This window comes from Lysobacter enzymogenes (genome assembly GCF_017355525.1).
GTDB classification, from domain to species: domain Bacteria; phylum Pseudomonadota; class Gammaproteobacteria; order Xanthomonadales; family Xanthomonadaceae; genus Lysobacter; species Lysobacter enzymogenes_C.
In genome coordinates this window covers 5,163,886-5,189,401 of sequence record NZ_CP067395.1, presented here as the reverse complement: position 1 = coordinate 5,189,401, position 25,516 = coordinate 5,163,886, and the positions used below count along the sequence as shown (strand labels likewise).

Annotated in this window: 22 protein-coding genes and 2 pseudogenes; 13 read left to right on the top strand and 11 right to left on the bottom strand. The window is 70.8% G+C overall.

The window, feature by feature from the left end; translation table 11 throughout:
- Positions 1 to 30: 30 nt before the first annotated feature.
- Genes JHW38_RS21935 through JHW38_RS21925 form a run of 3 tightly spaced genes read right to left on the bottom strand, consistent with a single transcriptional unit; the run spans position 31 to position 2,215 of the window.
- A complete protein-coding gene (locus JHW38_RS21935) occupies positions 31 to 816 on the bottom strand; it encodes a hypothetical protein (protein WP_207523409.1) in 786 nt (261 codons plus the stop codon).
- Positions 817 to 819: 3 nt separating this feature from the next.
- Positions 820 to 1,260: an NfeD family protein gene (locus JHW38_RS21930; RefSeq protein WP_207523408.1), complete on the bottom strand. Its 441-nt coding sequence runs from the start codon at positions 1,258 to 1,260 to the stop codon at positions 820 to 822.
- 1 nt (position 1,261) lies between these two features.
- Positions 1,262 to 2,215, bottom strand: coding sequence for an SPFH domain-containing protein (locus tag JHW38_RS21925; protein WP_207523407.1), 954 nt, complete (start codon positions 2,213 to 2,215; stop codon positions 1,262 to 1,264).
- 146 nt (positions 2,216 to 2,361) lie between these two features.
- On the opposite strand from JHW38_RS21925, the gene JHW38_RS21920 reads away from it, so the two are divergent.
- The 3 genes from JHW38_RS21920 to JHW38_RS21910 are packed head-to-tail and all read left to right on the top strand — an operon-like array spanning position 2,362 to position 5,296.
- Positions 2,362 to 2,928, top strand: coding sequence for an RNA polymerase sigma factor (locus JHW38_RS21920; RefSeq protein WP_242691033.1), 567 nt, complete (start codon positions 2,362 to 2,364; stop codon positions 2,926 to 2,928).
- A complete protein-coding gene (locus JHW38_RS21915) occupies positions 2,921 to 3,895 on the top strand; it encodes a hypothetical protein (protein ID WP_207523405.1) in 975 nt (324 codons plus the stop codon). The genes JHW38_RS21920 and JHW38_RS21915 overlap by 8 nt, the downstream gene beginning before the upstream one ends.
- Positions 3,896 to 3,946: 51 nt before the next feature.
- Positions 3,947 to 5,296, top strand: a complete 1,350-nt coding sequence (locus JHW38_RS21910) for a PDZ domain-containing protein (RefSeq protein WP_207523404.1) — start codon at positions 3,947 to 3,949, stop codon at positions 5,294 to 5,296.
- A gap of 169 nt (positions 5,297 to 5,465) precedes the next feature.
- Here JHW38_RS21910 and JHW38_RS21905 read toward each other — a convergent pair whose 3' ends face one another.
- The 5 genes and pseudogenes from JHW38_RS21905 to JHW38_RS21885 all read right to left on the bottom strand — a co-directional run bounded on the left by JHW38_RS21905 (position 5,466) and on the right by JHW38_RS21885 (position 11,189).
- Positions 5,466 to 6,422, bottom strand: coding sequence for a DUF6607 family protein (locus tag JHW38_RS21905; protein ID WP_242691031.1), 957 nt, complete (start codon positions 6,420 to 6,422; stop codon positions 5,466 to 5,468).
- A 59-nt stretch (positions 6,423 to 6,481) separates the two neighbouring features.
- The gene (locus tag JHW38_RS21900) at positions 6,482 to 7,036 is read right to left on the bottom strand and encodes a Hemin transport protein (RefSeq protein WP_207523403.1); all 555 of its coding nucleotides are present in this window, start codon (positions 7,034 to 7,036) and stop codon (positions 6,482 to 6,484) included.
- Positions 7,037 to 7,069: 33 nt separating this feature from the next.
- A complete protein-coding gene (locus tag JHW38_RS21895; protein ID WP_428995268.1) occupies positions 7,070 to 9,385 on the bottom strand; it encodes a TonB-dependent hemoglobin/transferrin/lactoferrin family receptor in 2,316 nt (771 codons plus the stop codon).
- A gap of 303 nt (positions 9,386 to 9,688) precedes the next feature.
- Positions 9,689 to 9,796, bottom strand: a pseudogene (gene hemP, locus JHW38_RS26085) (hemin uptake protein HemP); the annotation flags it as partial.
- Between the two features lie 427 nt (positions 9,797 to 10,223).
- A complete protein-coding gene (locus JHW38_RS21885; RefSeq protein ID WP_207523401.1) occupies positions 10,224 to 11,189 on the bottom strand; it encodes a potassium channel beta subunit family protein in 966 nt (321 codons plus the stop codon).
- Positions 11,190 to 11,266: 77 nt separating this feature from the next.
- Here JHW38_RS21885 and JHW38_RS21880 point away from each other — a divergent pair, with 77 nt between their 5' ends.
- The 10 genes and pseudogenes from JHW38_RS21880 to dusB all read left to right on the top strand — a co-directional run bounded on the left by JHW38_RS21880 (position 11,267) and on the right by dusB (position 22,813).
- On the top strand, positions 11,267 to 12,196 hold the full coding sequence (locus tag JHW38_RS21880; protein WP_207523400.1) for a hypothetical protein: 930 nt from the start codon (positions 11,267 to 11,269) through the stop codon (positions 12,194 to 12,196).
- A gap of 898 nt (positions 12,197 to 13,094) precedes the next feature.
- Positions 13,095 to 13,685: a TMEM165/GDT1 family protein gene (locus tag JHW38_RS21875; RefSeq protein WP_207523399.1), complete on the top strand. Its 591-nt coding sequence runs from the start codon at positions 13,095 to 13,097 to the stop codon at positions 13,683 to 13,685.
- Between the two features lie 126 nt (positions 13,686 to 13,811).
- On the top strand, positions 13,812 to 14,951 hold the full coding sequence (locus JHW38_RS21870) for a GGDEF domain-containing protein (protein WP_207523398.1): 1,140 nt from the start codon (positions 13,812 to 13,814) through the stop codon (positions 14,949 to 14,951).
- A 323-nt stretch (positions 14,952 to 15,274) separates the two neighbouring features.
- A complete protein-coding gene (locus tag JHW38_RS21865) occupies positions 15,275 to 16,573 on the top strand; it encodes a NupC/NupG family nucleoside CNT transporter (protein WP_207523397.1) in 1,299 nt (432 codons plus the stop codon).
- A 3-nt stretch (positions 16,574 to 16,576) separates the two neighbouring features.
- Entirely contained in the window at positions 16,577 to 17,554 is a 978-nt protein-coding gene (locus JHW38_RS21860; protein WP_207523396.1) for a ribokinase, read from the top strand.
- A 328-nt stretch (positions 17,555 to 17,882) separates the two neighbouring features.
- Complete coding sequence (locus JHW38_RS21855; RefSeq protein WP_207523395.1) at positions 17,883 to 20,003, top strand: TonB-dependent receptor; 2,121 nt, start codon at positions 17,883 to 17,885, stop codon at positions 20,001 to 20,003.
- Positions 20,004 to 20,031: 28 nt separating this feature from the next.
- Positions 20,032 to 21,153 carry a PepSY-associated TM helix domain-containing protein gene (locus JHW38_RS21850; RefSeq protein WP_207523394.1) on the top strand — a complete coding sequence of 374 codons (1,122 nt, stop codon included), beginning with the start codon at positions 20,032 to 20,034 and terminating at the stop codon, positions 21,151 to 21,153.
- Positions 21,154 to 21,219: pseudogene (locus JHW38_RS26080) on the top strand (DUF6053 domain-containing protein); the annotation flags it as partial. It lies immediately after the preceding gene.
- A 185-nt stretch (positions 21,220 to 21,404) separates the two neighbouring features.
- Positions 21,405 to 21,740 carry a YegP family protein gene (locus JHW38_RS21845; RefSeq protein ID WP_207523393.1) on the top strand — a complete coding sequence of 112 codons (336 nt, stop codon included), beginning with the start codon at positions 21,405 to 21,407 and terminating at the stop codon, positions 21,738 to 21,740.
- Between the two features lie 74 nt (positions 21,741 to 21,814).
- Complete coding sequence (gene dusB, locus JHW38_RS21840; protein ID WP_207523392.1) at positions 21,815 to 22,813, top strand: tRNA dihydrouridine synthase DusB; 999 nt, start codon at positions 21,815 to 21,817, stop codon at positions 22,811 to 22,813.
- Positions 22,814 to 22,915: 102 nt separating this feature from the next.
- Here the strand turns inward: dusB and JHW38_RS21835 are convergent, their stop codons facing one another.
- From JHW38_RS21835 to JHW38_RS21825, 3 genes are all read right to left on the bottom strand, one after another.
- The gene (locus tag JHW38_RS21835) at positions 22,916 to 23,503 is read right to left on the bottom strand and encodes a PEGA domain-containing protein (protein ID WP_207523391.1); all 588 of its coding nucleotides are present in this window, start codon (positions 23,501 to 23,503) and stop codon (positions 22,916 to 22,918) included.
- Between the two features lie 131 nt (positions 23,504 to 23,634).
- Positions 23,635 to 24,144: a PEGA domain-containing protein gene (locus tag JHW38_RS21830; protein ID WP_207523390.1), complete on the bottom strand. Its 510-nt coding sequence runs from the start codon at positions 24,142 to 24,144 to the stop codon at positions 23,635 to 23,637.
- 136 nt (positions 24,145 to 24,280) lie between these two features.
- Positions 24,281 to 25,420, bottom strand: coding sequence for a metal-dependent hydrolase (locus JHW38_RS21825; RefSeq protein ID WP_207523389.1), 1,140 nt, complete (start codon positions 25,418 to 25,420; stop codon positions 24,281 to 24,283).
- Positions 25,421 to 25,516 lie beyond the last annotated feature (96 nt).

The window sequence follows — 25,516 nt, the reverse complement described above, 5'->3', positions numbered from 1 at the left end:
GGAAAGGAACGAACGCCCAGCGGGCCACGCTTACTCGCCGTCGACGCCTTCGTTGTAGCACTGCACCTCGGCGGCCTTGATCTCGACGAACTTGCCCTTGCCGCGATCCAGCCGCACCGCCCAGCGCACCGCGTCGAAGGTCTCGCGCGCGGCGGCGTTGTCGACCAGGGTGTCGACGACGGCGATCACGCCGGGGTCGCCGGCGCCGTCGAACAGACAGGTGGAAATCGAGACGCGTTCGCCGCGTTGCAGCTTGGGATAGGCGACCACGTCGGTGATCTTCCAGCGCGCCTCGTTGCCGGCGCGGCCGACCAGTTCGGCCGCGTACAGCAGCTGCGAGCGGTCTTCGCTGTCGTCGATGGTGCCGATGCTGCGCGCGCAGATCTGCTCGGCGCTGCGGCCGCTGCCGACGCAGCCGCCGGTGTTGGAGCGGTAACCGTCCGGATACGGCGGCACCACCCGGCCGATCCAGTCGCGCGGCGCGCTCTTGCCGTCGTCGCGCACGGCCGGCGGGCGGCCGAGGATCGGGCCGGTCTGCGCCGGCGCGCCGGGCTGCGGTTTGTTCGCGGCTGCGTTGGCGGGCGCTGGCTTGTTCGAAACCGGCTTGCCCGGCGCCGGCGCGGTTTGCGTCGGCGCGCTTTGCGTCGGCACGTTCTGCGCCGGCGGGTTCTGCGGCGCTGCGGGCTTAGCCGGCGCCGGCGTCGTCGGCCCGGCCTGCGCGGCCAGGCACAGGCTCAGCGCGCAGGCGCCGAACGCGGCCGATGCGCGTCGCCGCGCCGCGGCGCGCGACCACTGCCAGAGGCAACGCGCAGTCACCGTTCAGTCCGCCGCTTCCACGTGCAGCAGCATCGCGTCGGCGCCGACTACGCGCACCAGCGCGCCGGCCGGCAGCTCCGGGCCGCTGACGTCCCAGAACGCATCGGCGATCTGCACCCGCCCGCGCCCGGCGACGATGCCGCGCTCCAGCGCCACCACCCGGCCGATCAACTGCTCGGCGCGACGGTTCAGCAGCGGCCGGTCGCTGGCCGGCTCGCGCTTGCGGAACCAGGTGCGGTAGACCTGGATCGAGACGAAGCTCAGCACCACGAACGCCGCGACCTGGGCCAGCACGGTGACGCCGGGAAACGCCAGCACCAGCACGAACACCGCGGCCGCGGCGAGGCCGAGCCACAGCATGAACGCACCCGGCGCCAGCGCTTCGGCCGCGAACAGCAGCAGCGCGAGCGCGGCCCAGACCACGGTGGGCCCGTTCCAGCTCATGTCAGCCTCCGCTGCGCGGCGGGCGCGCGTTGCCGGCGGCCTGCTGCTGGGCCAGCGCGTCCTTGGCCAGTTCGGCGATGCCGGCGATCGAGCCGATCACCCCGGACGATTCCATCGGCATCATCACGAACTTCTGGTTCGGCGCCTCGGCCAGCGACTTGAACGCTTCGATGTACTTCTGCGCGACGAAGTAGTTGATCGCCTGCACGTTGCCGGCGGCGATCGCGTCGGACACCAACTGGGTCGCCTTGGCTTCGGCCTCGGCCAGACGCTCGCGCGCCTCGGCTTCGCGGTAGGCGGCTTCGCGCTTGCCCTCGGCTTCCAGGATCGCGGCCTGCTTGTCGCCTTCGGCGCGCAGGATTTCGGACTGGCGGTGGCCCTCGGCCTCGAGGATGTTGGCGCGCTTCTCGCGCTCGGCCTTCATCTGCCGGGCCATCGAATCGACCAGGTCGCGCGGCGGCTGGATGTCCTTGAGCTCGATCCGGTTGACCTTGAGCCCCCACGGGTGGGTCGCCGCGTCGACCGCGTTGAGCACCTTGGTGTTGATCTCGTCGCGCTTGGACAGCGATTCGTCCAGGTCCATCGAACCGATCGCGGTGCGGATGTTGGTCATCACCAGGTTGAGGATCGCGACCTCAAGTTGAGCGACCTCGTACGCCGCCTTGGCCGCGTCCTGGACCTGGAAGAACACGATCCCGTCGACCTTGACCACCGCGTTGTCCTTGGTGATCACGTCCTGGCTGGGCACCTCGAGCACCTGTTCCATCATGTTGATCTTGCGGCCGACGCCGTAGATCACCGGGACCAGGAAATGCAGGCCGGGGTCCATGGTGTGGGTGTAGCGGCCGAAACGCTCGACCGTCCATTGATAGCCCTGCGGCACCATGCGCACGGTCTTGAACAGCAGCACGACGCCGGCGACCACCAGCACCATCGCGAGAAAACTGGCTCCCATGTCCCCTCTCCTTGTCCTTAGCCTTATGCGCGCAGTATAGGCCCAGCCGGCGGCTGCGACCCTTCACGCCCCTGGCGCATCCTTGCCTGGGAATGCCGCCCGAACCCATGCCCCTGCCGCCGTCCCCGCCCGCCGCCGACCGGCCCGTGTCGAGCTTCGCGATCGACGTGCCCGAGTCGCTGCTGGCGCGCGCGCGCGCCGGCGAGGACGCGGCGTTCGAGCAGATCTATCGCCGCTTCGAACGGCCGGTGTTCAATCTGGCGGTGCGCATCGCCGGCGACCGCGACGAGGCCACCGAGGTGCTGCAGGAGACCATGCTCAAGGTGCTCACGCGGATCGGCGACTTCCGCGGCCACCGCGACGGCAGCGGCACGCCGTTCTGGGGCTGGCTGCGCCAGATCGCGGTCAACGAGGCGCTGATGCGGCTGCGCAACCGGCGCCGCCACGAGCACGCCGACAGCGAGGACGAACACCTGGCCGACGACCGCGCCCCGCCGCCGCCGGCCGCCGCCGACGCCGCCGCGCTCGGCCGCGCGCTGGCGCAGCTGCCCGAGGCCACGCGCAGCGTGCTGTGGCTGTACCACGCCGAGGGCTACACCCATGAGGAGATCGCCGCGCTGATGCAGCGTTCGATCAGTTTTTCCAAATCGCAGCTCGCGCGCGGCAGCCGCCGCCTGCGCCAGCTGCTGGAACCGGAGCAGGCCCATGCCTGATCGTCACCACAACCCGGCGGGCCCGACCCCGCCGAACCCGCCGCCCTCGCCGCCGACAGGCTGGGCCGACGCGTTCGCCGCGCTGCCTGCGGAAACGCCGCCGGCCGACGGCTGGGCGCGCATCGCCGCGCGCCTGCCGGCCGCGCGCGCGGCGCTCGAACCCGCCGCCGCAGCGCCCGCGTCCGCCGCGCCGCGCATGGCCTTGCGCCGACGCTGGGCGTTGGCGGCGATGCTGGCCGCGGCGCTGCCGCTGGGCCTGTGGCTGGGCCTGCGCGCTCAGCGGCCGGCCGCGCAGACCGCGCCGCCGGCGCTGGCGACGCAGAACGCTCCGGCGCCGGGTCGCGATTCCGCATCGATCGAGGCCGCGCCCACCGACACCGCGCCTCGCGCCGATGCGAACCTCGCCGCGGCCGATACCGCAGCACCGGGCGGCGCGACCGGCGAACCGCAGGCGGCGCCGGCGGCTGCGCCCGGCTCCCGCCAGGAACGCCGCACGGCCGACCTCGTGACGGCGCCGCAACCGGCGGCTGCGCTCGATCCGCCGCAGCGCCGGGCGCCGCGCAGCGCGACCGCGACGGATGCCGTCGCGTCCGCCGTTGCCGCAGCGCCCGCCGCCTCCACCACGTCGACCGCATCGGCGACATCGACCAACGCCGACAGCACCCGCCTGACCGCGCAACTGCGCGAACTGCAAGCCGAGTCGAGCCAGCTCGAAGCCCTGGTCGCCGCCGCCCGCGACGACCGCGTCGCCAGCGCCGCGTCCGCGGTCATGGGCGCCGGTCTCGACCAGCGCCTGCGGCTGATCGACACCGCGCTCGCCGACGCCACGCTGCCGGCGGACACGCGCGTGGCGCTGTGGCGCGAGCGGGTCGACTCGCTGCGCTCGCTGGCCGGCATGGAAAGCAGCCAGCGCTGGTACGCCGCGCGCGGCGAACGCTACGACGGCGCCCTGGTGCGCGTGGACTGACCGATGCCCGACGCGCCGAACCGCCGCACCCACTTTTCCCTGGAGACCGCCATGTCGTCCCGCTTCCTGCTCCCCGCCCTGCTGGCCGCCGCGATCGGCGGCGCGCTCGCGGTTCCCGCCGCCGGCGCCGCTGTCACCGGCACGCCAGCGGCCGCCGCTGCGGCTCCGGCCGACGCCGTGCGCGCCGGCCCGCTCGCCACGGTCGTCGAACGAATCGAGCTCGTCCCCGCCCGCCCGGCCGACGCGCGCACGCGCGACACCCGGCCGTTGCGGACGGTCGTCGCCAGCGACGCCGGCAGCTACTTCTTCAGCAGCGACGATGCCGGCGCGCCGCGGCTGCTCGCGCAGGCGCGGCCGATCGTGCTGGAAATGCGCCGCGACGCGTATCCCGCCGGCGCCGTGCCGCAGCCGCCGCCGTTCGGCCCGGTACTCATCAGCGACGACCTGCGCGGCCCGCAGCTCGGCGTGATCCTCGCCCCGGACGAACGCGGCGGCGTCAACATCCTCGCGGTCACGCCCGGCAGCGCCGCGGCGCGCGCCGGCCTGCGCAGCGGCGACCGGCTGCTCGCGGTCGACGAGCGCAAGCTCGCCGGCAAGAGCGGCGAGGCGCGCCTGAAGGAAGCGCGCGCGCTGGTCGGCAAGCTCGAAGTCGGCAAGCCCGTGCGCATCCGCTACCTGCGCGACCAGCGCGAGGCCACGGTCGAGGTCGCGCCGCAGGTCGGCGAGCGGGTCATGGTCTACCGCAACCCCGACGGCACCGAATACGTCACCAACACCCAGTTGCGCACGATGCGGATCGAACGCGCCACGCCGGCGGCCGAGGCCGCGGTGGCGCCGGGCATGCGCACCGAGATCTACCGCATCGGCCCGAATCCGCAGTGCCAGCGCAAGGACAAGAGCACGCCGGGCGATCCCGCCTGCACCTTGCCGCTGATCAGCGAGGCGATGCGCTGGAGCGGGCTCAACCTGGCCTCGGTCGATCCCAAGCTCGGCCGCTACTTCGGCGCCCAGCGCGGCGTGCTGGTGCTCAGCGCGCCGGCCGCGCTGAAGGGGCTGGAAGCCGGCGACGTGATCCAGAGCGTCGACGGCCGCAACGTCGACACTCCGCGCGAGACGATGGACGCGCTGCGCGGCAAGGCCGACGGCGCGCAGGTCGAGATCGGCTACCTGCGCGACCGCAGCAGCGCCAAGCTCAAGCTGAGCGTGCCCAAGGCGGTGGCCTGGGTGCCGCCCGCGCCGCCGGCTCCCCCGCCGCCGCCGCCGGCGCCGGTACCGCCTGCTCCGCCCGTTCCGCCGCCTCCGCCGCCTCCGCCGCCGCCGCCGCCGAAGGGCAAAGTCGCGGCGGCGCCTGCCGCACCGGCGCCGTTGGCCGCGTTGACGCACGACTACCGGGTCGACTGAGCGACGCGTTTCCCCTGGCCGGGCCGGCGGCGTTGCGCACCGGCCCGGCTTTTCTTCGTCCGCAGTGCGGCGCGGCAAAGAAAAAGGCCGGGCATCCTGCCCGGCCGTTCCGATCGATCGCTCCGACGCCCGCGCTCCGTCGCCGGCATGGTCGGAAACTGCGCGCCGCTTACTCGGCCGGCGCTGCGGTCACCCACTTGGCGAACACCGCGTCGATGTCCTTGTCGGCGACCTTGCCGCCCTTCTCCAGCTTTTCGGCCTGCCCGAACAGCGGAATGATCATCGCCATGCCGTCGATCTTGGTCTTGAGCCGCACGCCCGGCGCCTTGCCGAGGTACGCGTCCCAGCGCTGACGCACCTTGCCCCAGAAACCCTGGGTCGCCTTCCAGTAGGTGTAGGCCGGCTTGAAGTCCACGTCCTTGGTCTTGACGTAATCGTTGAAGCCGAACTCGCGCGCCAGCGGTTCCTGGCTGCCGTCGGGCTTGCGCAGCACCTTGGTGTTGAACTGCTCGTGGGTCCAGCCGTTCGGGGTCAGGGTGTGGCGGTTGATCGCGACGATCGCGTTGTAGTCGCTGCGCTTGGTGTATTCGCGCCGCGGCAGCGGACGCCAGCTCGGGTCGCTGGTCCAGGTGGCGGCGCCGCCGTCGTAGTCCCAGCGGCCGGTGCCGCAGTAGCGCGGCGCGTCGCTGACTTCGTACACGCACTGGGTCCAGGCCCCGCGGTTGAGCTCGGCCGGAATCTTGCGCACGTGCCAGGTCTGATCGGCGCTGAATTCGAAGCGCTGCGGCGCCTCGTAAGTCCAGTCCTGACGCCAGTGCTTGGTCACGTGGCCGCTCTTGCCGTCGACCAGGATGTGCTGCAGCACCAGCTTGGTCGGGCTGTCCTCGACCACGATCACGGTCTCGTTGCCGCCGCTGCGCATGGCCGGGGCGCGCTCATAGCCGGGCTTGAGCAGCACGGTTTCGTCGAAGGCGAAGTCGACGATGTATTCGCCCTGCATGGCCAGGATCGAGGCGCGGTCGCGGGCCGGGTCGGCGGCGGTCGCGGCGACGGGCTGGGCCAGGGCCAGCGGGCTGGAGAGCAGGCAGGCGGCCAGCGCGCTGGCGCGGAAATGACGAAGGTTCATGAGGTCTCGTTTGGCTCTTTGGCTGTAAACAGATAAGTAAGGATGAAAACGCCCGGCGCTCAATGCCGGAGGGACGGCGCCGAGGCCGAGGCCGAGGCCGAGGTCAGGCAGCAACACGCATGCGCGCGCTCGTCCAGGCGCGCTCCGGCCGCGGCGGCGATCCGTCGCGCCTGGGTCAGCCCCAGCGGCGACAGCGCCGCCGCATCGGCCAACAACACGCAATGCCCGGCTTCGTCGCGCAGCACGCTCAAACGCAGCGCCTGCGCGCGCCAGCCGCCGCGCAGGCGGCGCAGCCAACGCGCGGCCGCGGCCCACGCGCCGGCGCGCGCGGGCGCCGGGGACAACGCCGCGGCGGCATCGTCCCAGGCGAGGAAATCGCTGTCGGCGAGCAGGTACAGCCGCCAGCATTCGCGCCCGCCGGCGTCGCGGAACGACAGCGCTTCGCAAGCGCCGCCGTCCTCGCCCTGGTCCAGGCGCCGCGCATCGCGCGCCGCCAGCCAACCCGCGAGGGCGTCGCGCTGGCGGCGCGGATGCAGGCACAGCACCGTCGCCACCGCCGCCAGCCGCTCGGGCGCGGGCAGCGCTGCGCGCAGCCCGGCGTGACCGGGCAGCAAGGCGAACGCGGACGACGGCGCCGCGCGCACGGCTTACCAGCTCACCGCCACGCTGGCGCCGACGTTGCGGCCCGGCGCGGTGTAGCGGTCGAGGATGCGGCTGCTCGCGGTCAGCGCGCCCGGAACGTCGCCGTTGTCCCAGTACTTCTTGTCGCCGAGGTTGAACACGCCGACGTTGAACTTGGCGCCCGGGGCGAAGTTCCAGTGCGCCAGCAAGTCGAGCACGCCGTAGCCCGGCGCGGCGAAACGGCCGGCCTCGGGCAGGTCGGTCTTGTGCCGGGCGAAGCGGCCGGCGAGTTCCACGCCCCAGCTTTCGCGGTCGTACGCGACGCCGACGGTCGCGGTCAGCGGCGCGATCGATTCCAGCGGACGGCCGTCGCTCTTGTCCTCGCCCTTGCTGTAGGCCGCGGCGAAACGCGTCGACCAGCCGGCCAGCGACGGATACAGCTCGCCGAAGTCGACGCCGCCGCGCAGTTCGACGCCGCGGATGCGCGCCTTGTCGACGTTCTGCGACTGGAACACGATCAGCGGCGTCTGCGGCGGTGCGCTGACCTGGCGGTTGGATTCGATGAAGTCCTTGTAGTCGTTGTAGTAGCCCGACAGCTGCGCGTACACCGCTTTGCCGCTGTAGCGCAGGCCCAGCTCGTAGCCGTTGCTGGTTTCCGGCTTGAGGTTCGGGTTCGGAATCGCGGTGTAGCCGAACTGCAGGTTGGTGAAGCCGAGGTTGACGTCGCTGTAGGGCGGCGCGCGGAAGCCGCGCTGGTAGCCGCCGTACAGCGACCAGTCTTCGGCGAAATGCCAGACCGCGCCGAGCTTCGGCGACACGCTGGTCTTGCTCAGGTCGCTGATCTTGACCCCGGGGTTGTCGCCGTTCCAGATCGCATCGCTCTGCGGCTTGAGCTCGTAGCGGTCCACGCGCACCGCCGGCACCAGCCGGAACGCGCCGTCGGCGAAGCGGATTTCGTCCTGCACGAACACGCCGGCGTTGCGGGTCTTGCTGATCGGGAAATCGCGCACCGGGAACGCGTCGGGCGAGATCGTGGTGCTGACCGCGCCGGTGGTCAGGTTGACCGAGCGGCCGTCGCGCTTCTGGCGGAATTCGGTCTGCTCGTATTCGAAGCCGTAGGTCAGCGTGTGCTCGACCGAGCCGGTGGCGAAGTCCTTGTGCGCGGTGGCTTCGGCGCCGTAGACGCGCTGGTCGAAGTTGAACTCGCGCAGGCGCAGCGACGGGCTGGTGTCGCGGCCGCCGACGACGCTGGCGCGCTGCTCGCGGGTGCGCTGGGTGGTCTCGCTGTCCTGGCGGTAGACCTGCCAGCTCAGCGAATCGGCCAGCGCGCTGTCGAGCGCATCGATTTCGTGCGCGAACGAAACGCGGGCGCGGGTCTGGTGGTCGTTGCCGGCCATCGACAGCACCCGCGTGCGCGGCGCGGTCGGCGGCAGGCCCGGGGTCAGCGCGCTGAGGCCGAGCGCGCTGAACACATCGGTGGTGGTGCGGTCTTCGCTGCCTTCCACGGTCAGGCGGAAGCGCTGGTTCTCGCTCGGCGCGTACACCAGCTTGGTCAGCAGGCTGCGACCTTCGAAGCTCTGCGGATTGGCGCGGGTGCGGCTGCTGTCGTGGGCGTCGTTGTCGCCCTGGTTCTCGGTTTCCTTGCCCTGGTGGTGGTTGACCACGACCAGGCCGGACCAGCGGTCGCCGGCGAACGCGGCGGTGGCGCTGCCGTAAATGCCTTCGTTCTGGCTTTCGGCGCCGAGCTTCAAGCCGAAGTACGACTTGGCGCCGTCTTTCAGGTAGTCCGCCGGATCCTTGGTCACGAACGAGACCACGCCGCCGAGCGCGTCGGAGCCGTGCAGCGCGCTCGACGGGCCGCGCACGATTTCGACTTCCTTGACCGTGTCCAGATCGACGAAGTTGCGCCCGGCGTTGGAGAAGCTGCCGATCGAGAAGCCGTCCGACACCGACACGCCGTCGACCAGCACGCGCACGCGGTTGCCGCCGAGGCCGCGGATGCGGATGTCGCCGAGGCCGAAGCGCTCGCGGTTGCCGCCGACGTCGATGCCCGGCTCGTAGCGGAACAGGTCGCGGATGTTGCGGGTCAGTTCGTTGTCCATGCGCTCGCGGTCGATCGCGCTGACCGTCGCCGGCACGTCCTGCACGGCGCGCTCGGTACGGGTCGCGCTGACCACCACGCGATTGAGTTCGTTGACCTCGCCGCCGGCGGCGTCGGGCGCATCGGCGGCGTGCGCGGCCGGCAGCGCCAGCAACAGGGCGAGGGCCAGCGCGGAGCGCGCGGGGACGGCGGAAGCGGAAACGTGGCGCGCGGACGCAGCCAGGGTATGGACGCGGGACATTCTTCGACTCGGTTGGATGGAAAACGTAAGAACCGAGGCGAGCTGGCATCCGGAGAGAGACGGGGCTGGCAGCCTTGGAGAGAGGTGCTGGCAAGTCGGCGGACCGACGCACCGCACCGCGCCCGGGGCGGGCGCGGTGCGGGTGGTGCTTGCGCGATGGGGCGGCCGGGTGCGGCGGGCTCGGCAACGCGGTTCGGGTTCCGGGGGCCTGGGGCGGTAAGGCCTTGGGCTTGGGGAATCTGGACCGACGTGGGTGAGGGGATGTTGCCGAGCGGGCTGGGCGGGGGCGCGCCGGGACGGGGGTTACTTGGTCAGGATCAGCTTGTCGTTGCGGGTGTGGCGCAGGCGATAGACCTCGCCGCCGTGGCGGATCAGGACTTCGCGGGCGCCGCGCAGCAGGGCCGCGCTCTCGACCAGTCCGGCCTGGGCGGCCGCGACGACCGCCGCGGCGGCGGCCGGCGCGACCGAGGCGACCGGCGGGGCGACCGCGGTCAGGGAACGATCAGTACGGGGCTTCAGCTGCAGCACGGGATTGCGCAGAGACATGGCGGTGACTCGTTCGGGGGTGGGCTCCCGAATGATGATAATGATTCTCATTTGCCAGTCAACACGCGATTGCGCGATTTTGCGAGCCCGGTCAAACCGCCCGTCGGCGGAAGCCGGCTGCCGCCCCTGTAGGAGCGGCGCAAGCCGCGACCGCGCCAATCCAACTACGCCGCCCGTCCCCTACCCCTGGGAGGCCGCCAAACCCGCTCCCCGACGGCGATGACCGGCTTGCGCCGCAGTTGGCCTGGCGCGGTCGCGGCTCGCGCCGCTCCTACAGGGGATGCCGAACGACTCAGGCGGTGACGGCTTCCACCCGCTGCCAGGCCGCGTCTTCGAGCTTCACGTCGACCGCCGCGAGGTTCTGCAGCAGTTGCTCCACCCGGCTCGCGCCGAGGATCGCCGTCGACACGTGCGGATTGCGCAGGCACCAGGCGATCGCCAGCGACGCCGGCGCCACGCCGAGTTCGGCCGCCAGTTCGACGAACGCGGTCACCCGCTCGATCCGGCGCTGGCCGGAATCGCCGACCGCGATCCGCCGCAGCCATTCCTTGTCGGCGTGGCCGAGCCGGTCGCCGCCGTCGAAACCGCCGCGGTACTTGCCGGTCAGCAGGCCTGAGGCCAGCGGCGACCAGATCGTCGTCCCCAGTCCCAGTTCCGCGTACAGCGGCGCGTATTCCAGTTCGACCCGTTCGCGGTGCAGCAGGTTGTACTGAGGCTGCTCCATCGTCGGCGCGTGCAGGTGCTGGGCGCGGGCGATCTTGTGCGCCTCGCGGATCAGCGCCGCCGGCCATTCGGAGGTGCCCCAGTACAGCACCTTGCCCTGGCGGATCAGCGTGTCCATCGCCCACACGGTTTCTTCGACCGGCGCGTCCGGGTCCGGGCGATGGCAGAAGTACAGGTCCAGATAGTCGACCCGCAGCCGCCGCAGCGCCGCATGGCAGGCTTCGGTGACATGCTTGCGCGACAGGCCGCGCTGGGTCGGCCGCGGTTCTTCTTCGGCGCCGAAAAACACTTTGCTCGATACGCAATAGCCGTCGCGCGGCAGCTTCAGTTCGGCGATCGCCTCGCCCATCACCCGTTCGGCCTCGCCGTTGGCATAGCCCTCGGCGTTGTCGAAGAAATTGACGCCGTGGTCCCAGGCCGCGGCGATCAGCTCGCGCGCGGTGTCGCGGCCGATCTGCGCGCCGAAGGTGACCCATGCGCCGAAGGACAAGGCGGAAATCCGCAGCCCGGACGAACCCAGTCGACGGTATTGCATAGCAAGGCTCCGAATCCGATGGTCGATTGCGGGCATGCTACGCCGGTGAACGCATCGACGAGGTCAGGCAGCGGACGATGAACCCCGGCATCCGGATTTGGCTCGCAGGTTTGATCGCGATCGCGGTCGCATTGTTGGGCTGGCAACTGTGGCGCGGCAGCGATGCGGCGCCGGCAGCGGCCGCGCCGCCGATCGAAGCCGCGCCGGCGCTCGCGCCGAGCGCGCCCGTCGCGTCCATGCCGGCCGCGCCGGAGCCCGCGCCGAGCGACTACCGCCAGCGCCGCCAGAACGAACTGCGGCAGCGCGCCGACGCCGGCGACAGCCGCGCCGCCTGCCAGCTCGGCGTCGACCTGCTGCGCTGCGCCGACACCTCGGCCGCGCAGCAACTGCTGGCCTCGGCCGAGCAGAACGCCAGCGCCAGCCTGGCGCCGGACCAACGCGCCTACATGACCCGGATGGAAGACCGCGCGCGCCGGGTCCTGGCCGAATGCCGCGACGCGCACAGCGACGCCTGGCGCCAGGGCAACCGCTATCTGCGCCAGGCCGCGCTGGCCGGCGAACCCGAGGCGATGTACCGCTACGCGCGCGGCGATTCGGTCCTGCTGGATTTCTCCCACATCAACACGCCCGAGTTCGATCGCTGGCGCGGCGAGGCCGGCGCCTTGCTGCAGCTTTCGTTCGAAGCGGGCTACGTTCCGGCGCTGTTCGATCTGATGGCGGCTTACAGCGACGATTCCTCGCCCACCTCCGGCCTGATCGCCAACGATCCGGCCAAGGCGCGGGCGATGCGGTTGCTGGTGGCGCGGCTGACCGCTAAACCTGCGGATCCGCCGGCTGCGCGCGACGCGGCGCTGGAGCCGGCGGCGGCGGCGCTGGCGGCGCAATGGCAGCGCGATTACTTCGCTGCGGTGAAGCCGCCGTTGCAGCGGTCGCCGCGGATCATGCCGGCGAGTTTTGCGGCGTTGTATGGCGAGGATGGGGGGGATACGCCGGCGTGTTCGCAGTAGCTGCCGGTGATGCGGTTTGGCTTTGGGCGCTGCGGGAGACGATGAGAGCGATGTGGGTCGTGGTGGCGCTGCTTCGCTGAGCTTCTTGGGGGTCGCGCGACTCTCGGGCTTTTATTCCGGCAGAAGTCGGAATGTGTTTTGTCGTTGCTTTTTCTCTTGTCGAAGCAACGAGCGACGACAAGCGAAAATCCAGAGCTTCCGTCCGCAAGCGGCCGGGTCACTTTCTTTGTCTTGCCAAAGAAAGTAACCAAAGAAAGGCGCTTTCCTTGTTCTTCGAATCAAGAGCCACCATGGCTCGTCAGTTGCGCAGGGATGCGGGACAAGGGGCATCCTGCCCCGGTCCCGCACGCGCGCATCCATGCGCGCGCCCTTCGGGTCTGCGGGCAGTTGCTTCGGCTCGGAGGCGAGCACGAGCAGGCACAACAGCAACGGCAACGGCAACGGCAACGGCAACGGCTGGATCTTGTGGATTCCGGTTTTCGCCGGGACGACGTACTTGGGGCCATGGAGTGACAGCCGTGGACTGCGGGCAACCGGACTTCGGAAGCTACGGCGGAGCTGCACCGCTGCGGTCGGCCCCGATATCGGCGCTCGACCGCATGAGAACGCTCGCAAGCGCGAAAGCCTCTCATTTGCTGCAGGCCGCTGCCGATGTGGCTACAATGCGCGCACTTTCCTCCTCCGGGGAGTAGCCCACCCGCTGGCTTCGGCTCGCGGGGGCATGCGTCAACACACTTGGCCAGCAGGCCATGGCGCATGAGCGGCAGCCAGCGCGAGCGTCCACGGACCTCGAGCCAGCGACCACGGGCAAGACCGAAGGCAGGCGTTGTGCGTACCCGGGTCGGGCCGCGCGGCGTTTGCCTTCGCGTCCACGCGAATGCCCGACCCTGGAGCTCTCATGGATCTGTCCCTCCTCCCGGCCTGGGTCGTCGCTACCGCCGTGTCGACCGGCACCGTCGCGTTGGCCGAAATCGGCGACAAGACGCAGTTGCTGGCCCTGTTGCTGGCCGCGCGCTTCCGCAAGCCCATCCCGATCATCGCCGGCATCCTGCTGGCCACCTTGCTCAACCACGCGCTCGCGGCCTGGTTCGGCACCCTGGTCGCCGCGTTCCTGAAGCCCGAAATCCTGCGCTGGGTGGTCGCCGCAAGCTTCCTGGCGGTGGCGCTGTGGACGCTCAAGCCGGACAAACTCGACGAGGGCGAGACCCAGTTCTCCGCGCGCGGCGCCTTCATCGCCACCACGATCGCGTTCTTCTTCGCCGAAATCGGCGACAAGACCCAGGTCGCCACGGTCCTGCTGGCGACCCGCTACGAGCCGCTGTGGGCGGTGATCGTCGGCACCACCGTCGGCATGCTGCTGGCGAACGTGCCGGTGGCCCTGCTCGGCGCCCGCTTCGCCGACCGCCTGCCGCTGAAGACCGCGCGCCTGGTCGCCGCCGCGGTGTTCGCCGCGCTGGCGCTGTGGGTGGCGATCCGCGGCATCGGCTGATCGTTCCCGGGCGCCGCGCCTGCCCCGGCGCGGCGCCCGATTGCCCGGAACCGCGCGCTCGCCCACGCAGCGCCGAGCCGCGCTCGCGCTATGCTCGCGCGGGGCCGCCGGGATCGAAGGATGGGGATGTACCAGGGCATAGGCGGACGGATGCGCAACGTGTTGATCGCGCTGCTGTCGCGCCCGGACGAAATCATGCTCGAGATCGGCGCCGGCGGCGAACTGCTGGTGGCGCGGCTGCGCGCGGTGCTGGCGGCGATGCTGCTGCTGTTGCCGCTGTTCAACGCGCTCGGCGGCGGCAGCGTCAAGGAAACCCTGATCGGCCTGGGCGGCGCGGTCTTCGTCAACGTGTTCTCGCAACTGTGGCTGGGGCTGGCGCGGCGCCAGCGCCGCTACCGCTGGCTGCCGTTCTGCACCGCGGCCTTCGACGTCACCGCGACCACCGCGGTGCTGGCGATGCTGGCGGTGCAGCACCTGCCGGCCGGGCTCAACAGCCTGATCGTGTGGTGCGGCTATCTGCTCGCGATCCTGATGACCGCGCTGCGCAGCGACGGCCGGGTGACCTTGTTCTCCGGCGTGTTGGCGCTGCTGCAATACGGCCTGCTGGTGCTGTGGGTGTTCGCCGCCGCCGGTTCGCCCGAGGACCTGATGTCCAGCGATTACGGCGCGGTCACCGTCGGCAGCCAGACCCAGCGCCTGGTGCTGCTGGCGATGATGACCCTGGCCACCTCGATGGTCGTCTACCGCATGCAGCGGCTGATCGAGATGTCCGGCACCGACGGCCTGACCCGGCTGCCGAACCGGACCTGGCTGACCCATCGCATCCCGCGCCTGTTCGACGCGGTGCGCCGCGACGGCGGCAGCCTGACCCTGGCGCTGATCGACCTGGACCATTTCAAACGCATCAACGACGACTACGGCCACCGCCTCGGCGACCGCAGCCTGCGCCATCTGGTCGCGGTGCTGCGCGAGCAGGCCGAACCCAGCGAATGGCTGGTGCGGCTGTCCGGCGGCGAATTCCTGCTGGTGATGCGCAAGCCGCTGGGCACCGCGTTCGAGGAAGTCGACGCGATCCGCCGCAGCGTGGCCGAGCGTCCGTTCGAACCCGGCCGCGGCGCCGAGCCGCTGTGGCTGAGCTTCAGCGCCGGGCTGGTGACGTTTCCGCAGGAAGGCGGCGACCTGTCGCGGCTGCTGCGGCGCGCCGACCAGCGCCTGCAACGGGCCAAGCAATCCGGCCGCAACCGGGTGGTGGCGCGCGATCTTTGACCGCCGCGCGGGCCGGATGAACGATTCGGCCTAACTCGGCGTGGTCGGCGCGTTTGGCCGCCTCCGCGCCGCGCGCGAGCGCGCCAGACCGCGGTTTTTCCCGTCTCCAGCGATTTCCGGCCGCTTCCGCAGCGCCCGGCCGGGCCTGCGCGCGCCGCCGCGAGCGCCGATCGACCGCCCATCCGGGCCGCCGCACCGCTAAAATCGCCGGTTTTCGCGCCTGCGCTGCGCCGCGGCTTGCCGCTGGCACGCTCTGCCTCTAGGCTGCGCCGACTATTAGACGTCCAAAAGCCGCCGGGGCTCCGGCGCCCGGGGAGAGTGGAGTGGATTCGATTTTGCGCGTGGGCTTCGGCCTGTTCGGTCTGGCGGTGCTCGTCGGCATCGCCTGGGTGTTCTCGGTCAACCGCCGCAAGGTCGACTGGAAGCTGGTCGCCACCGGCATCACCCTGCAGATCGCGTTCGCCGCGGTGGTGCTGCTGGTGCCGGGCGGCAAGGACGTGTTCGACGCGATCGGCAAGGGCTTCGTCAAGGTCCTGGAATTCGTCGGCGCCGGTTCGAAGTTCATCTTCGGCGACCTCATGGACGTCAGCAAATTCGGCTTCATCTTCGCCTTCCAGGTGCTGCCGACGATCATCTTCTTCTCCGCGCTGATGGGCGTGCTGTACCACCTGGGCGTGATGCAGGCGGTGGTGCGCGGCATGGCCTGGGCGATCACCAAGGTCATGCGCGTGTCCGGCGCGGAAACCACCAGCGTCTGCGCCAGCGTGTTCATCGGCCAGACCGAGGCGCCGCTGACGGTGCGCCCGTACATTCCGAAAATGACCGAGTCGGAGCTGATCACGATGATGATCGGCGGCATGGCCCACATCGCCGGCGGCGTGCTCGCGGCCTACGTCGGCATGCTCGGCGCCGGCGATCCGGCGGCGCAGGCGTTCTACGCCAAGCACCTGCTGGCGGCCTCGATCATGGCGGCGCCGGCGACGCTGGTGATCGCCAAGATCCTGATTCCGGAAACCGGCGAGCCGCTGACCCGCGGCACGATCAAGATGGAAGTGGAAAAGAACACCGCCAACATCATCGACGCCGCCGCCGCGGGCGCCGGCGACGGCCTGCGCCTGGCGCTGAACATCGGCGCGATGCTGCTGGCCTTCATCGCCCTGATGGCGCTGATCAACGCGCCGCTGACCTGGATCGGCGAGCAGACCGGTCTGGCCGCGGCGATCGGCAAGCCGACCGACCTGTCGACCATCCTCGGCTTCGTGCTGGCGCCGATCGCCTGGGTCATCGGTACGCCGTGGGCCGACGCCAACGTGGTCGGCGGGCTGATCGGCGAGAAGGTCGTGCTCAACGAATTCGTCGCCTACACCCATCTGGCCGACATCGTGAACGGCAAGGTGTCGGGCGTGAGCCTCAGCGAGGAAGGCCGCCTGATCGCGACCTATGCGCTGTGCGGTTTCGCCAACTTCTCCTCGATCGCGATCCAGATCGGCGGCATCGGCGGGCTCGCCCCGGAACGCCGCCAGGACCTGGCCCGGTTCGGCCTGCGCGCGGTGCTTGGCGGCTCGATCGCCACTTTCATGACCGCGACCATCGCCGGCGTGCTGACCCACTTCGCGTCGTAAGCCATGAGCGATTCCAAGCAAGGCCGCGTCGTCGTCGTCGGCTCGTTCAACGTCGACCACGTGTGGGCGCTGGCGCAGTTGCCGCGCCCGGGCGAAACCCTGGCCGGCACCTACCACACCGGCCCCGGCGGCAAGGGCTTCAACCAGGCCACCGCGGCGGCGCGCGCGGGCGCGGCGACCGCGTTCGTGTGCGCGCTCGGCGAGGACGCCGGCGGCCAGTTGGCGCGCGCGCTCGCCGCCGGCGACGGCATCGACCTGCGCGACCTGCGCAGCGCGCAGCCGACCGGCACCGCCGGCATCTACGTCGACAAAGACGGCCGCAACAGCATCGTGATCGGCCCCGGCGCCAACGCCGAGCTGTCGCCGGCCTTCGTCGCCGAGCACGCGGCGGCGCTGGACGCCGCGCAGGTGGTGCTGACCCAACTGGAAACCCCGCTGGAATCGGCCGTGGCCGCGTTCGCGCGCGCGCGCGATGCCGGCGGATCGACCCTGCTCAATCCGGCCCCGGCCGATGCGCTGGCCAGCGACGCGCTGTGGGCGCTGACCGACATCGCCACGCCGAACGAAACCGAGTTCTGCGCGCAGTTGCAGCGGCGCGGCGGCGCGGCGCTGGACCCGGACGCGCTGGCCGGCCTCGACGATGCGGCGCTGCACGCGCATTGCCGGCAGTTGCTGGCGCACGGCAGCGTGGTCGTCACCCTGGGCAAGTCGGGCTGCTTCGTCTCGCACGCCGACGGCGCGCTGCGCGGCGATGCGCAGGCGTTCTATCGCTGCGAGGCGGCGGCGGTGAAGGCCGTCGACACCACCGGCGCGGGCGATGCCTTCAACGGCGCGCTGGCGGCCTCGCTGGCGCGCGCGGCGCAGGCGGCGTTCGGCGAACACGTGCGCTATGCGGTGCGCTTCGCCGGGTTGTCGACCGAACGCGCGGGCGCGGCGGCGGCGATGCCGCGCGATGGCGAGGTGCGGGCGCGGTTCGGCTGAGGTCGCAGGTTGCGTTGCGGCCTGACCCCGCATCGGATGTTTCGTCGTCGTTACGTTGTCGCGGTCGCCGCCCCACAGCAGGTAGGGCCGCTACGCGATCCACCTGTAGGAGCGGCGCAAGCCGCGACCGCGGAGCGACCTTCCGCGGCGCAAGCCTCGGTTCCGGCGAACTCGCGCACCCGCACCACTCCGGCTAAGCGATTGAAACGACTCGTCTTTTGATCCAACGCGGGCCTCTCCCCCGCCCCACCCGATCCGCGGCCCTTGATCTGAGAATGGTTCGCATTAACATGCGAGCCCTGTCGCAGTTCTCAGGCCCGCCCTCCCCATGCTCCGTCCCCAGCTTCTCGCCAGCGCCGTGCTGGCCGTCCTCGTCGCGCCCGTCGCCCACGCCGACGAGGCCAAGGATCTCGATCGCGTCACCGTCTCGGCCAGCACCAGCCGCATGCCCAATTCGGAAGCGGCGCTGGCCAACACCATCACCGTGATCGACGCCGAGCAGCTCAAGCAGCAGTTGGCGGTGACCCAGGACGTGTCGCAGATCCTGGCCAACCTGATCCCCTCGTTCTCGCCCTCGCGGCAGAAGCTGACCAACGCCGGCGAAACCCTGCGCGGGCGCAAGCCGCTGTACCTGGTCGACGGCGTGCCGCAGTCGACCCCGCTGCGCGAAGGCGGCCGCGACGGCCACACCATCGATCCGGCGATGATCGAACGCATCGAAGTCATCCACGGCGCCAACGCGCTACAGGGCCTGGGCGCGTCCGGCGGCATCATCAACATCATCACCAAGCGCGCCCCGCGCGAAGACGGCGCGATGTTCCAGGACGTCAACGTCGGCGTCAGCAGCGCGCTGCCGAAGCAAAGCGACAGCGTCGGCTACCGCGCGTCGTACGTGTTCGGCACCCGCAGCGGCGACGTGGATTTCGTCGGCGGCGCGTCCTACGCCAGCGAAGGGCTGTTTTACGACGGCAACGGCAAGGCGATCGCGGTCAACGACATCCAGGGCGACCTGATGGACGCGCGCAGCTACAACCTGTTCGCCAAGGCCGGCTGGGACATCGACGAGGACAAGCGCCTGCAACTGACCGCGAACCGCTACCAGTTGCGCGGCAACAACGACTACATCACCGTCAACGGCGACATCCGCACCGGCAAGCTCGCGACCTCCGCGCGCGGCAGCCGCGAAGGCCGCGGGCCGCAGAACCGCTCGACCTCGGTGGTGCTGGACTACACCGACAAGTCGCTGGCCGGCGGCTATCTCAACGCGCAGCTGTTCTGGGTCGACTTCAAGGGCCTGTACGGCGCCACCGATTGGGAAGATTTCTGGCGCGACGGCCGCGACCTGCATTGGTGGGACCAGTCGCAGAACGTGTCGGAAAAAGTCGGCGGCAAGTTCAGCTGGTCGCGCGACAACCTGTTCGGCCAGCGCCTGCGCGCGATCGTCGGCCTGGACTGGAACCGCGACAAGACCTACCAGGAGCTGGTGGTGTCGCAGCTCAAGTGGGTGCCGGAAACCCAGTACGAATCGTGGTCGCCGTTCCTGCAGGCCGAGTGGTGGGTCGCCGACAAGGTGATGCTGACCGCGGGCGTGCGCCACGAGCGCGGCGAGCTCAAGGTCGGCGATTTCAGCACCATTCCGGCCAACGCCGGCGGCAGCCGCTTCGTCCGCGGCGGCAAGCCCAAGACCCGCGAAACCCTGCCGAACTACGGCATCGTGTTCGAAGCCACCGACGCGCTGAAGTTCTACGCCTCGTACTCGGAGGGCTACACCGTCGCCGACATCGGCCGGGTGCTGCGCGGCATCACCACGCCGAACCAGAGCGTGGACAAGCTGGTCGACCTGTCGCCGGTGGTGTCGGACAACCGCGAAATCGGCGTCGACTTCGACAACGGCCGCTGGCTCGCGCACCTGGCCGCGTACTGGTCCGATTCCGACCTCGGCTCGCGCCTGCAGTTCGACCGCAACACCCAGAGCTATTTCGTCGTGCGCGAGCGCACCGAAATCCGCGGCATCGAAGGCAACGTCGCGTTCCAGTTCTCCGACGCCGGCCGCGTCGGCCTGGGTTACGCGCGCGGCAAGGGCCGCTACGACAGCGACGGCGACGACCGCGTCGACAGCGATCTGCCGGGCGTCAACATCAGCCCCGACCGCGTCACCGCGTTCTGGGACCAGAGTTGGAACGACTGGTTCGCCACCCGTCTGCAAGGCAGCCGCTCGATCGACCGCGACTTCGACGCCAAGGGCGTGCGCGTGGCCAGCGCCGACGGCTATACCACCGTCGACCTGCAAGGCCGCTTCAAGCTGCCGCTGGGCCAGCTCAACGTCGGCGTGGAAAACCTGTTCGACGAGCAGTACGTGACCTACTACTCGCAGAGCACGCCGCGCAACGACACCTACGTGGCCGGCCGCGGCCGCGTGCTCAACCTGAGCTGGTCGCACCGCTTCTGATCGTCGTCTCCACTCCACGCGCCGAGCCATGAACGCCAGCCAGGCCACTGCCGCACCATCCAAGCCCAAGCCGCGCCGCCTGCGCGCGGCGCTGAAGTGGCTGCACCTGTGGCTGGGCCTGAGCCTGGGCACGCTGTTCGCGCTGGTCGCGTTGTCGGGCACGGTGCTGACGTTCCAGCGCGAACTGGGGCTGTGGGCGTATCCGCAGTTGCAGCGCGATGCGCAGACGACCCCGCAGCAACGCGCGCAGGCGCTGGAGCGGATCGTCGCGCACTGGCAGAGCCAGGGCATGAGCTCGCTCGATTTGCCGAGCGACGCGTTCCCGGTGTGGCAAGGCTATTTCCCCAACAACGAGCGGCGCTATTTCGACCCGGCCAGCGGCGAACTGTTGCTGACCCGCAACACCGGCAACGACCTGATCCTGTGGCTGCGCGACTGGCACACCCATCTGCTGGCCGGCAAGAACGGCGAGCAGGTGCTCGGCGTAGTCGGCATCGTCGCGGTGTTCATGCTGCTCAGCGGCCTGTACCTGTGGTGGCCGCGCTGGTCGGCGCTGGCGGCGAGCCTGAAGTGGTACCGCGGTCCGCCGACGCGGCGCTGGCTGAGCTGGCATCGCGGCATCGGCCTGTGGTTGCTGCCGCTGACCTTGCTGGCGGCGCTGACCGGCACCGCGATGGTCTACGACGAAATCGCGCGCAGCGCCTTGCGCGCGGCGTTCGCCGAAGCCAAGCCGCCCAAGCCGCCGAAACTGGCCGCGCGCGCGGACGCGGCGATCGACTGGGCCGCGGTGCTGCGCGCCGCCGACGCCGCGGTCGCGCCCGGCGCGCCGCTTGCGGGCGCGCAGTTGCGCCGGATCGGCTTGCCGAAGAAAGACAGCGGATTGGTCACGATCCGCGCGCGCGCCGTCGACGAGTGGCATCCGGTCGGGCGCAGCATGGTCTGGATCGATCCCTACCGCGGCGCGGTGCTCGGCAGCTTGGACGCGACCCGGCAAGGGCCCGGCGCGCGCGCGTACGAGGCGATGTATCCGCTGCACGGCGGCTTCGTCGGCGGGCGCGTGTGGCAGGTGTCGATCGCGCTGACCGGATTGATGCCGCCGTTCCTGCTCGTCACCGGCTTCCTGTTCTGGCGCCGACGCCGCGGGCGCTGAGCCGCGATCCGGAACCGAAGCGTCGGGCCTGAAGGCCCGCCCACGACAGCTTCGGGCTCGCGCTGACGCCGTCCCGCTTTTTCCTCTCGCGCACGGCTTTCCGCCGGCGAAAAAAGCTTGTTGCGTCCCCGCATCGTCCGCGCACGTCCGGTCCGGCTTCACAACCGCGTTCTTAGCTCGTGTACGTCTTATGCGCGTGCACCGCAGGATCGTTCCGCCGCCGCGGCGGCGCCAAACACGAGGGATCGGACATGGCAGGCAAGTACGTCATCAGCAAGCAGAGCAACGGGCAGTACCACTTCGTGCTCAAGGCCGGCAACGGCCAGGTGATCCTCAGCAGCGAGAGCTACAAGCAGAAGGCCTCGGCGCTGGAAGGGATCGAGTCGACGCGCAAGAACAGCCAGATCGACGCGCGCTACGAGCGCAAGCAGGCCGCCGACGGCCGTCTGTACTTCCTGTTGACGGCGAGCAACGGCCTGGTCATCGGCAACAGCCAGATGTACAAGGACGCCAGCGGCCGCGACGGCGGCATCGCTTCGGTCAAGGAAAACGGCCCGTCGCTGAAGGTCGAAGACACCTCGCCCTGAGCCGCACCGCCTGCGCCGGCCGGCCCGGCGCTCGCCCCCGGCCCACCGCGGCCGGGTGGCTTACAATGCGCGCCATGCGCATCGGCTCCCACACCATCGCCCCCCGGGTGGTCCTCGCTCCGATGGCGGGCGTCACCGACAAACCGTTCCGGGTGCTATGCAAGCGCCTGGGCGCCGGCTTGTGCGTGTCGGAGATGACCACCAGCGACCCGCGCTTCTGGACCACGGCCAAGTCGCGCCACCGCATGGACCACGCCGGCGAGCCGGACCCGATCAGCGTGCAGATCGCCGGCACCGTGCCGCAGATCATGGCCGATGCGGCGCGCTACAACGTCGATCACGGCGCCCAGATCGTCGACATCAACATGGGTTGCCCGGCCAAGAAGGTCTGCAACGCCTGGGCCGGTTCGGCGCTGATGCGCGAGCCGGAGCTGGTGGCGAGGATTCTCGAGGCGGTGGTCGGCGCGGTCGACGTGCCGGTCACGCTCAAGATCCGCACCGGCTGGGACCACGACCAGCGCAACGCGCCGATGATCGCGCGCATCGCCGAACAGTCCGGCATCGCCGCGCTGGCGGTGCACGGGCGCACCCGCGACCAGCAATACACCGGCACCGCCGAGTACGACACCATCGCCGCGATCAAGGCGCAGCTGTCGATTCCGGTGCTGGCCAACGGCGACATCGATTCGCCGCGCAAGGCCGCGTTCGTGCTCGCCCACACCGGCTGCGACGCGGTCATGGTCGGCCGCGCGGCGCAGGGGCGGCCGTGGATCTTCCGCGAGATCGCCCACTTCCTCGAACACGGCGAGGAATTGCCGCCGCCGTCGCTGGAGGAAATCCGCGACATCCTGATCGGCCATCTCGAACACCTGCACGCGTTCTACGGCGAGGTCTCGGGCGTGCGCATCGCGCGCAAGCACCTGGGCTGGTATGCGAAGGACCGGCCGGAAAACGCCGCCTTCCGAGCGGTGGTCAACCGCGCCGAATCGGCCGAGCAGCAACTGCGGCTGACCCGCGATTACTTCGACGCGCTGGTCGCCGGCGTGGCGCCGGACTTGCCGGCCGCGGCCTGACCCAGCGCATCCGCGGCCGCATCGGCGGCCGCGACGCAATCACCGCCGAATCGACGAGGACGCCGGCTTGCGCGCGGCGTCCCCGTTTCCACGCTCGCCCGCTCAGCCTTCGCTGGGCGCGGCCGGCGCGGCGGCTTCGGCGACGTCGGCCTGCTTCGCCTCGCCCTGCGCGGCTTCGGCCTTCTGCGCCGGCTCGGCCTTGCCCTTGGCCTTTTTCTTGGCCTGGGCCGCGTATTCCTGCGGCGTCTGGCCGCCGTCGGGCACGCCCGGGAACGTCGGCGCAGCGCAACCGGGTTCGCCGGCCGCCAGGGTCACCGACAGCGGGTTCGGGGTGAGGTCCTTGGTCGCGCCGGTGGCCGCGTCCACGCCGACGCCGATCAGGCCGCCGACCAGGACGTTGCCGGCCATGCCCGCCGCGCCGGCGCCGGCGACCTGGCTCAGCACCTGGGTCAGCACCGGCTCGTAGCCGGCCTTGCACACTTCCACCGCGACCGGGTGCTTGCGCTTGAGCTTGAGCGTGCACGGCGTAGTGCAGCGCTCGCCGTTGGACAGCGACGCGGTCGCGCCGACCGGCAGGCTGTTGATGGTCAGCGCCTGGGTCGAACCGCGGGTGATGGTGGCGCAGCCGCTGACTGCGAGAGACAAAACGATACCGATCGCCGGCGCGAGCCGGCGAGACGCGTGACGCATGTGAACCCCCTGAAAGATTGCGGGCCTGGCCCGGCGGCTCCCCAGCCGCGGCGGTATCAAGCCACAGCCGCAAACCTCTTGCAATGGGCGTCACAGTTTGTCCGCGCGCGCGCCGATCCGGCGATACGAACTTATTTTTTCGCGGCCTTTTGCTTGACCCGCGCGTACTCCTCCGGCGTCTGCCCGTGCTCGGGCACCGCCGGGAACGCCGGCACGGTGCAGCCCGGGGATTCCTCCACCAGCAGCACCGCCAGCACGTTCGGGCTCAGGTCCTTGGCCGCGCCGCTGGCCGCGTCCACGCCGACCCCGATCAGGCCGCCGATCAGCGCATTGCCGGCCATGCGCACCGCGCCGGCGCTGCCGAGTTCGCTGCGCACCAGGGTCTGCGCGGTGCGGTAGCCGGGCTTGCACAGTTCCACCGCGACCGGGTGCTTGCGCTTGAGCTTGAGCACGCACGGGGTCGTGCAGCGCTCGCCGTTGGACAGCGAGACGGTGGCGCCGGCGGGCAGGCTGTCGACGGTCAGCGCCTGGGTCGAGCCGCGGATGAAGGTGGCGCAGCCGCCGAGGCCGAGCGCAAGGGCGACGACGGCCGCAAGCGCGATCCGGCGCCGTGCGATCCATCGCGGAAACGTGGGGGGCATGGTCTACCTCGGGGTCGGGAGCGCGGCCGTCCGGGGCCGCGGCGGCCCGATTATGCAGATTTGCATGACCGCAGGCATGCGCCAGCGGTCCCGCGCGGCCGGCGCCCCGCGTCCCGGGGGCGATCGGTTCAGCGATTCAGCGCTGCGCCGCGGCGTCCGCCGGCTCGCCGCCGCCGCCCGCGCCGGGGCGCAACTCGTTGCGCCAGCGCATCGCCGTGGCGCGTTGCAGCCGGCGCACGTCGGCGACGGTCTGCGCCACCGGCACCGGCGCCGGCTCGTGCCAGATCCGCTGCCACATCGCCGGCAGGCGTTCGGCCGCCGCCCACGGCCATTGCAACTGCTCCGGCGCGATCTCGCGCCACTGCTGCGGCCCCTGGCGCTGCGCCACCGCGAAGCGGAAGTTGTAGTCGGGTTCGGCGCCCATGCGCAGGTCGCTGAGCACCAGCCGGCCGTCGCGCTCCTCGGCCTTCATGAAGCCGTGGTTGAACCACTGCAGGCGGTGCACCGCCGGATAGCCGCTGACCTGCGAATAGGCCAGCGCGTCGGAGGGATACAGGCGGAACTGCATCGGCGCGCGGTCGGCGACCAGCGAACGCTCGCCTTCGACATAGCCTTCCGGGGTCATCGCCACCACCCGCCACAGCGCGATGGTGAACGGCATCGGCACCGAGAAACGCGGCGCGTCCTGCAGCCCCAGCGCGGCCAGCGCCGGCTGCGCGGCGGCTTCGACCCGTTGCTTGGCCCACAGCGAGCCGCCCAGGTACAGCGAGCTCAAGGCCAGCCCCAGCATCAGCGCCGGCTGCGCCGTGCGCGAGGCGCGCGCGAACCAGGCCCACACGCAGGCGATCAACAGCCACACGGTATAGAGCGGGTCGATGATGAAGATGCTCGACCACATCGTCGGCCGCGCCGGCAGCGGCCACCACAGCTGGGTGCCGTAGACGGTGAAGGCGTCGAGCACGGGATGGGTCAGCAGCGCGGCCTGCATCGCCCAGAACCAGCGCTTCGGCGATTGCGCCACGCGTCCGCCGCGCGCGCGGCACCAGCCCCAGACCGCCCAGGCCACGAACGGCAGCACCAGCAACGAGTGGCTGATGCTGCGGTGCCAGGTCATGCGCGCGACCGGGTCGTCGGTCAGCAGGTTGACCGGGATGATGTCGAGGTCCGGCAAGGTGCCCAGCGCCGCGCCGGCCAGCAGGGCGGCGCGGCGGTGTTGCGCAGGAGCGATGGCGGCGCTCAGCGCGGCGCCGAGCACGATTTGGGTCAGAGAATCCATGCGGAATGCTAACGGTGCCGGCTCGGGCAAGGTGTTTGTTTTTCGTTGCAAGGCCGCCGGATGCGGGCTTGCGCGGGCGCGCCGGCGCACGCATGT

Coding starts and splice junctions, on each gene's coding strand:
- JHW38_RS21875 (WP_207523399.1), top strand. CDS start 13,095: ATGGATCTGTCCCTCCTCCCGGCCTGGGTCGTCGCTACCGCCGTGTCG.
- JHW38_RS21855 (WP_207523395.1), top strand. CDS start 17,883: ATGCTCCGTCCCCAGCTTCTCGCCAGCGCCGTGCTGGCCGTCCTCGTC.
- JHW38_RS21880 (WP_207523400.1), top strand. CDS start 11,267: ATGAACCCCGGCATCCGGATTTGGCTCGCAGGTTTGATCGCGATCGCG.
- JHW38_RS21870 (WP_207523398.1), top strand. CDS start 13,812: ATGTACCAGGGCATAGGCGGACGGATGCGCAACGTGTTGATCGCGCTG.
- JHW38_RS21915 (WP_207523405.1), top strand. CDS start 2,921: ATGCCTGATCGTCACCACAACCCGGCGGGCCCGACCCCGCCGAACCCG.
- JHW38_RS21885 (WP_207523401.1), bottom strand. CDS start 11,189: ATGCAATACCGTCGACTGGGTTCGTCCGGGCTGCGGATTTCCGCCTTG.
- JHW38_RS21905 (WP_242691031.1), bottom strand. CDS start 6,422: ATGAACCTTCGTCATTTCCGCGCCAGCGCGCTGGCCGCCTGCCTGCTC.
- JHW38_RS21860 (WP_207523396.1), top strand. CDS start 16,577: ATGAGCGATTCCAAGCAAGGCCGCGTCGTCGTCGTCGGCTCGTTCAAC.
- JHW38_RS21925 (WP_207523407.1), bottom strand. CDS start 2,215: ATGGGAGCCAGTTTTCTCGCGATGGTGCTGGTGGTCGCCGGCGTCGTG.
- JHW38_RS21825 (WP_207523389.1), bottom strand. CDS start 25,420: ATGGATTCTCTGACCCAAATCGTGCTCGGCGCCGCGCTGAGCGCCGCC.
- JHW38_RS21930 (WP_207523408.1), bottom strand. CDS start 1,260: ATGAGCTGGAACGGGCCCACCGTGGTCTGGGCCGCGCTCGCGCTGCTG.
- JHW38_RS21850 (WP_207523394.1), top strand. CDS start 20,032: ATGAACGCCAGCCAGGCCACTGCCGCACCATCCAAGCCCAAGCCGCGC.
- JHW38_RS21845 (WP_207523393.1), top strand. CDS start 21,405: ATGGCAGGCAAGTACGTCATCAGCAAGCAGAGCAACGGGCAGTACCAC.
- JHW38_RS21835 (WP_207523391.1), bottom strand. CDS start 23,503: ATGCGTCACGCGTCTCGCCGGCTCGCGCCGGCGATCGGTATCGTTTTG.
- JHW38_RS21910 (WP_207523404.1), top strand. CDS start 3,947: ATGTCGTCCCGCTTCCTGCTCCCCGCCCTGCTGGCCGCCGCGATCGGC.
- dusB (WP_207523392.1), top strand. CDS start 21,815: ATGCGCATCGGCTCCCACACCATCGCCCCCCGGGTGGTCCTCGCTCCG.
- JHW38_RS21830 (WP_207523390.1), bottom strand. CDS start 24,144: ATGCCCCCCACGTTTCCGCGATGGATCGCACGGCGCCGGATCGCGCTT.
- JHW38_RS21895 (WP_428995268.1), bottom strand. CDS start 9,385: ATGTCCCGCGTCCATACCCTGGCTGCGTCCGCGCGCCACGTTTCCGCT.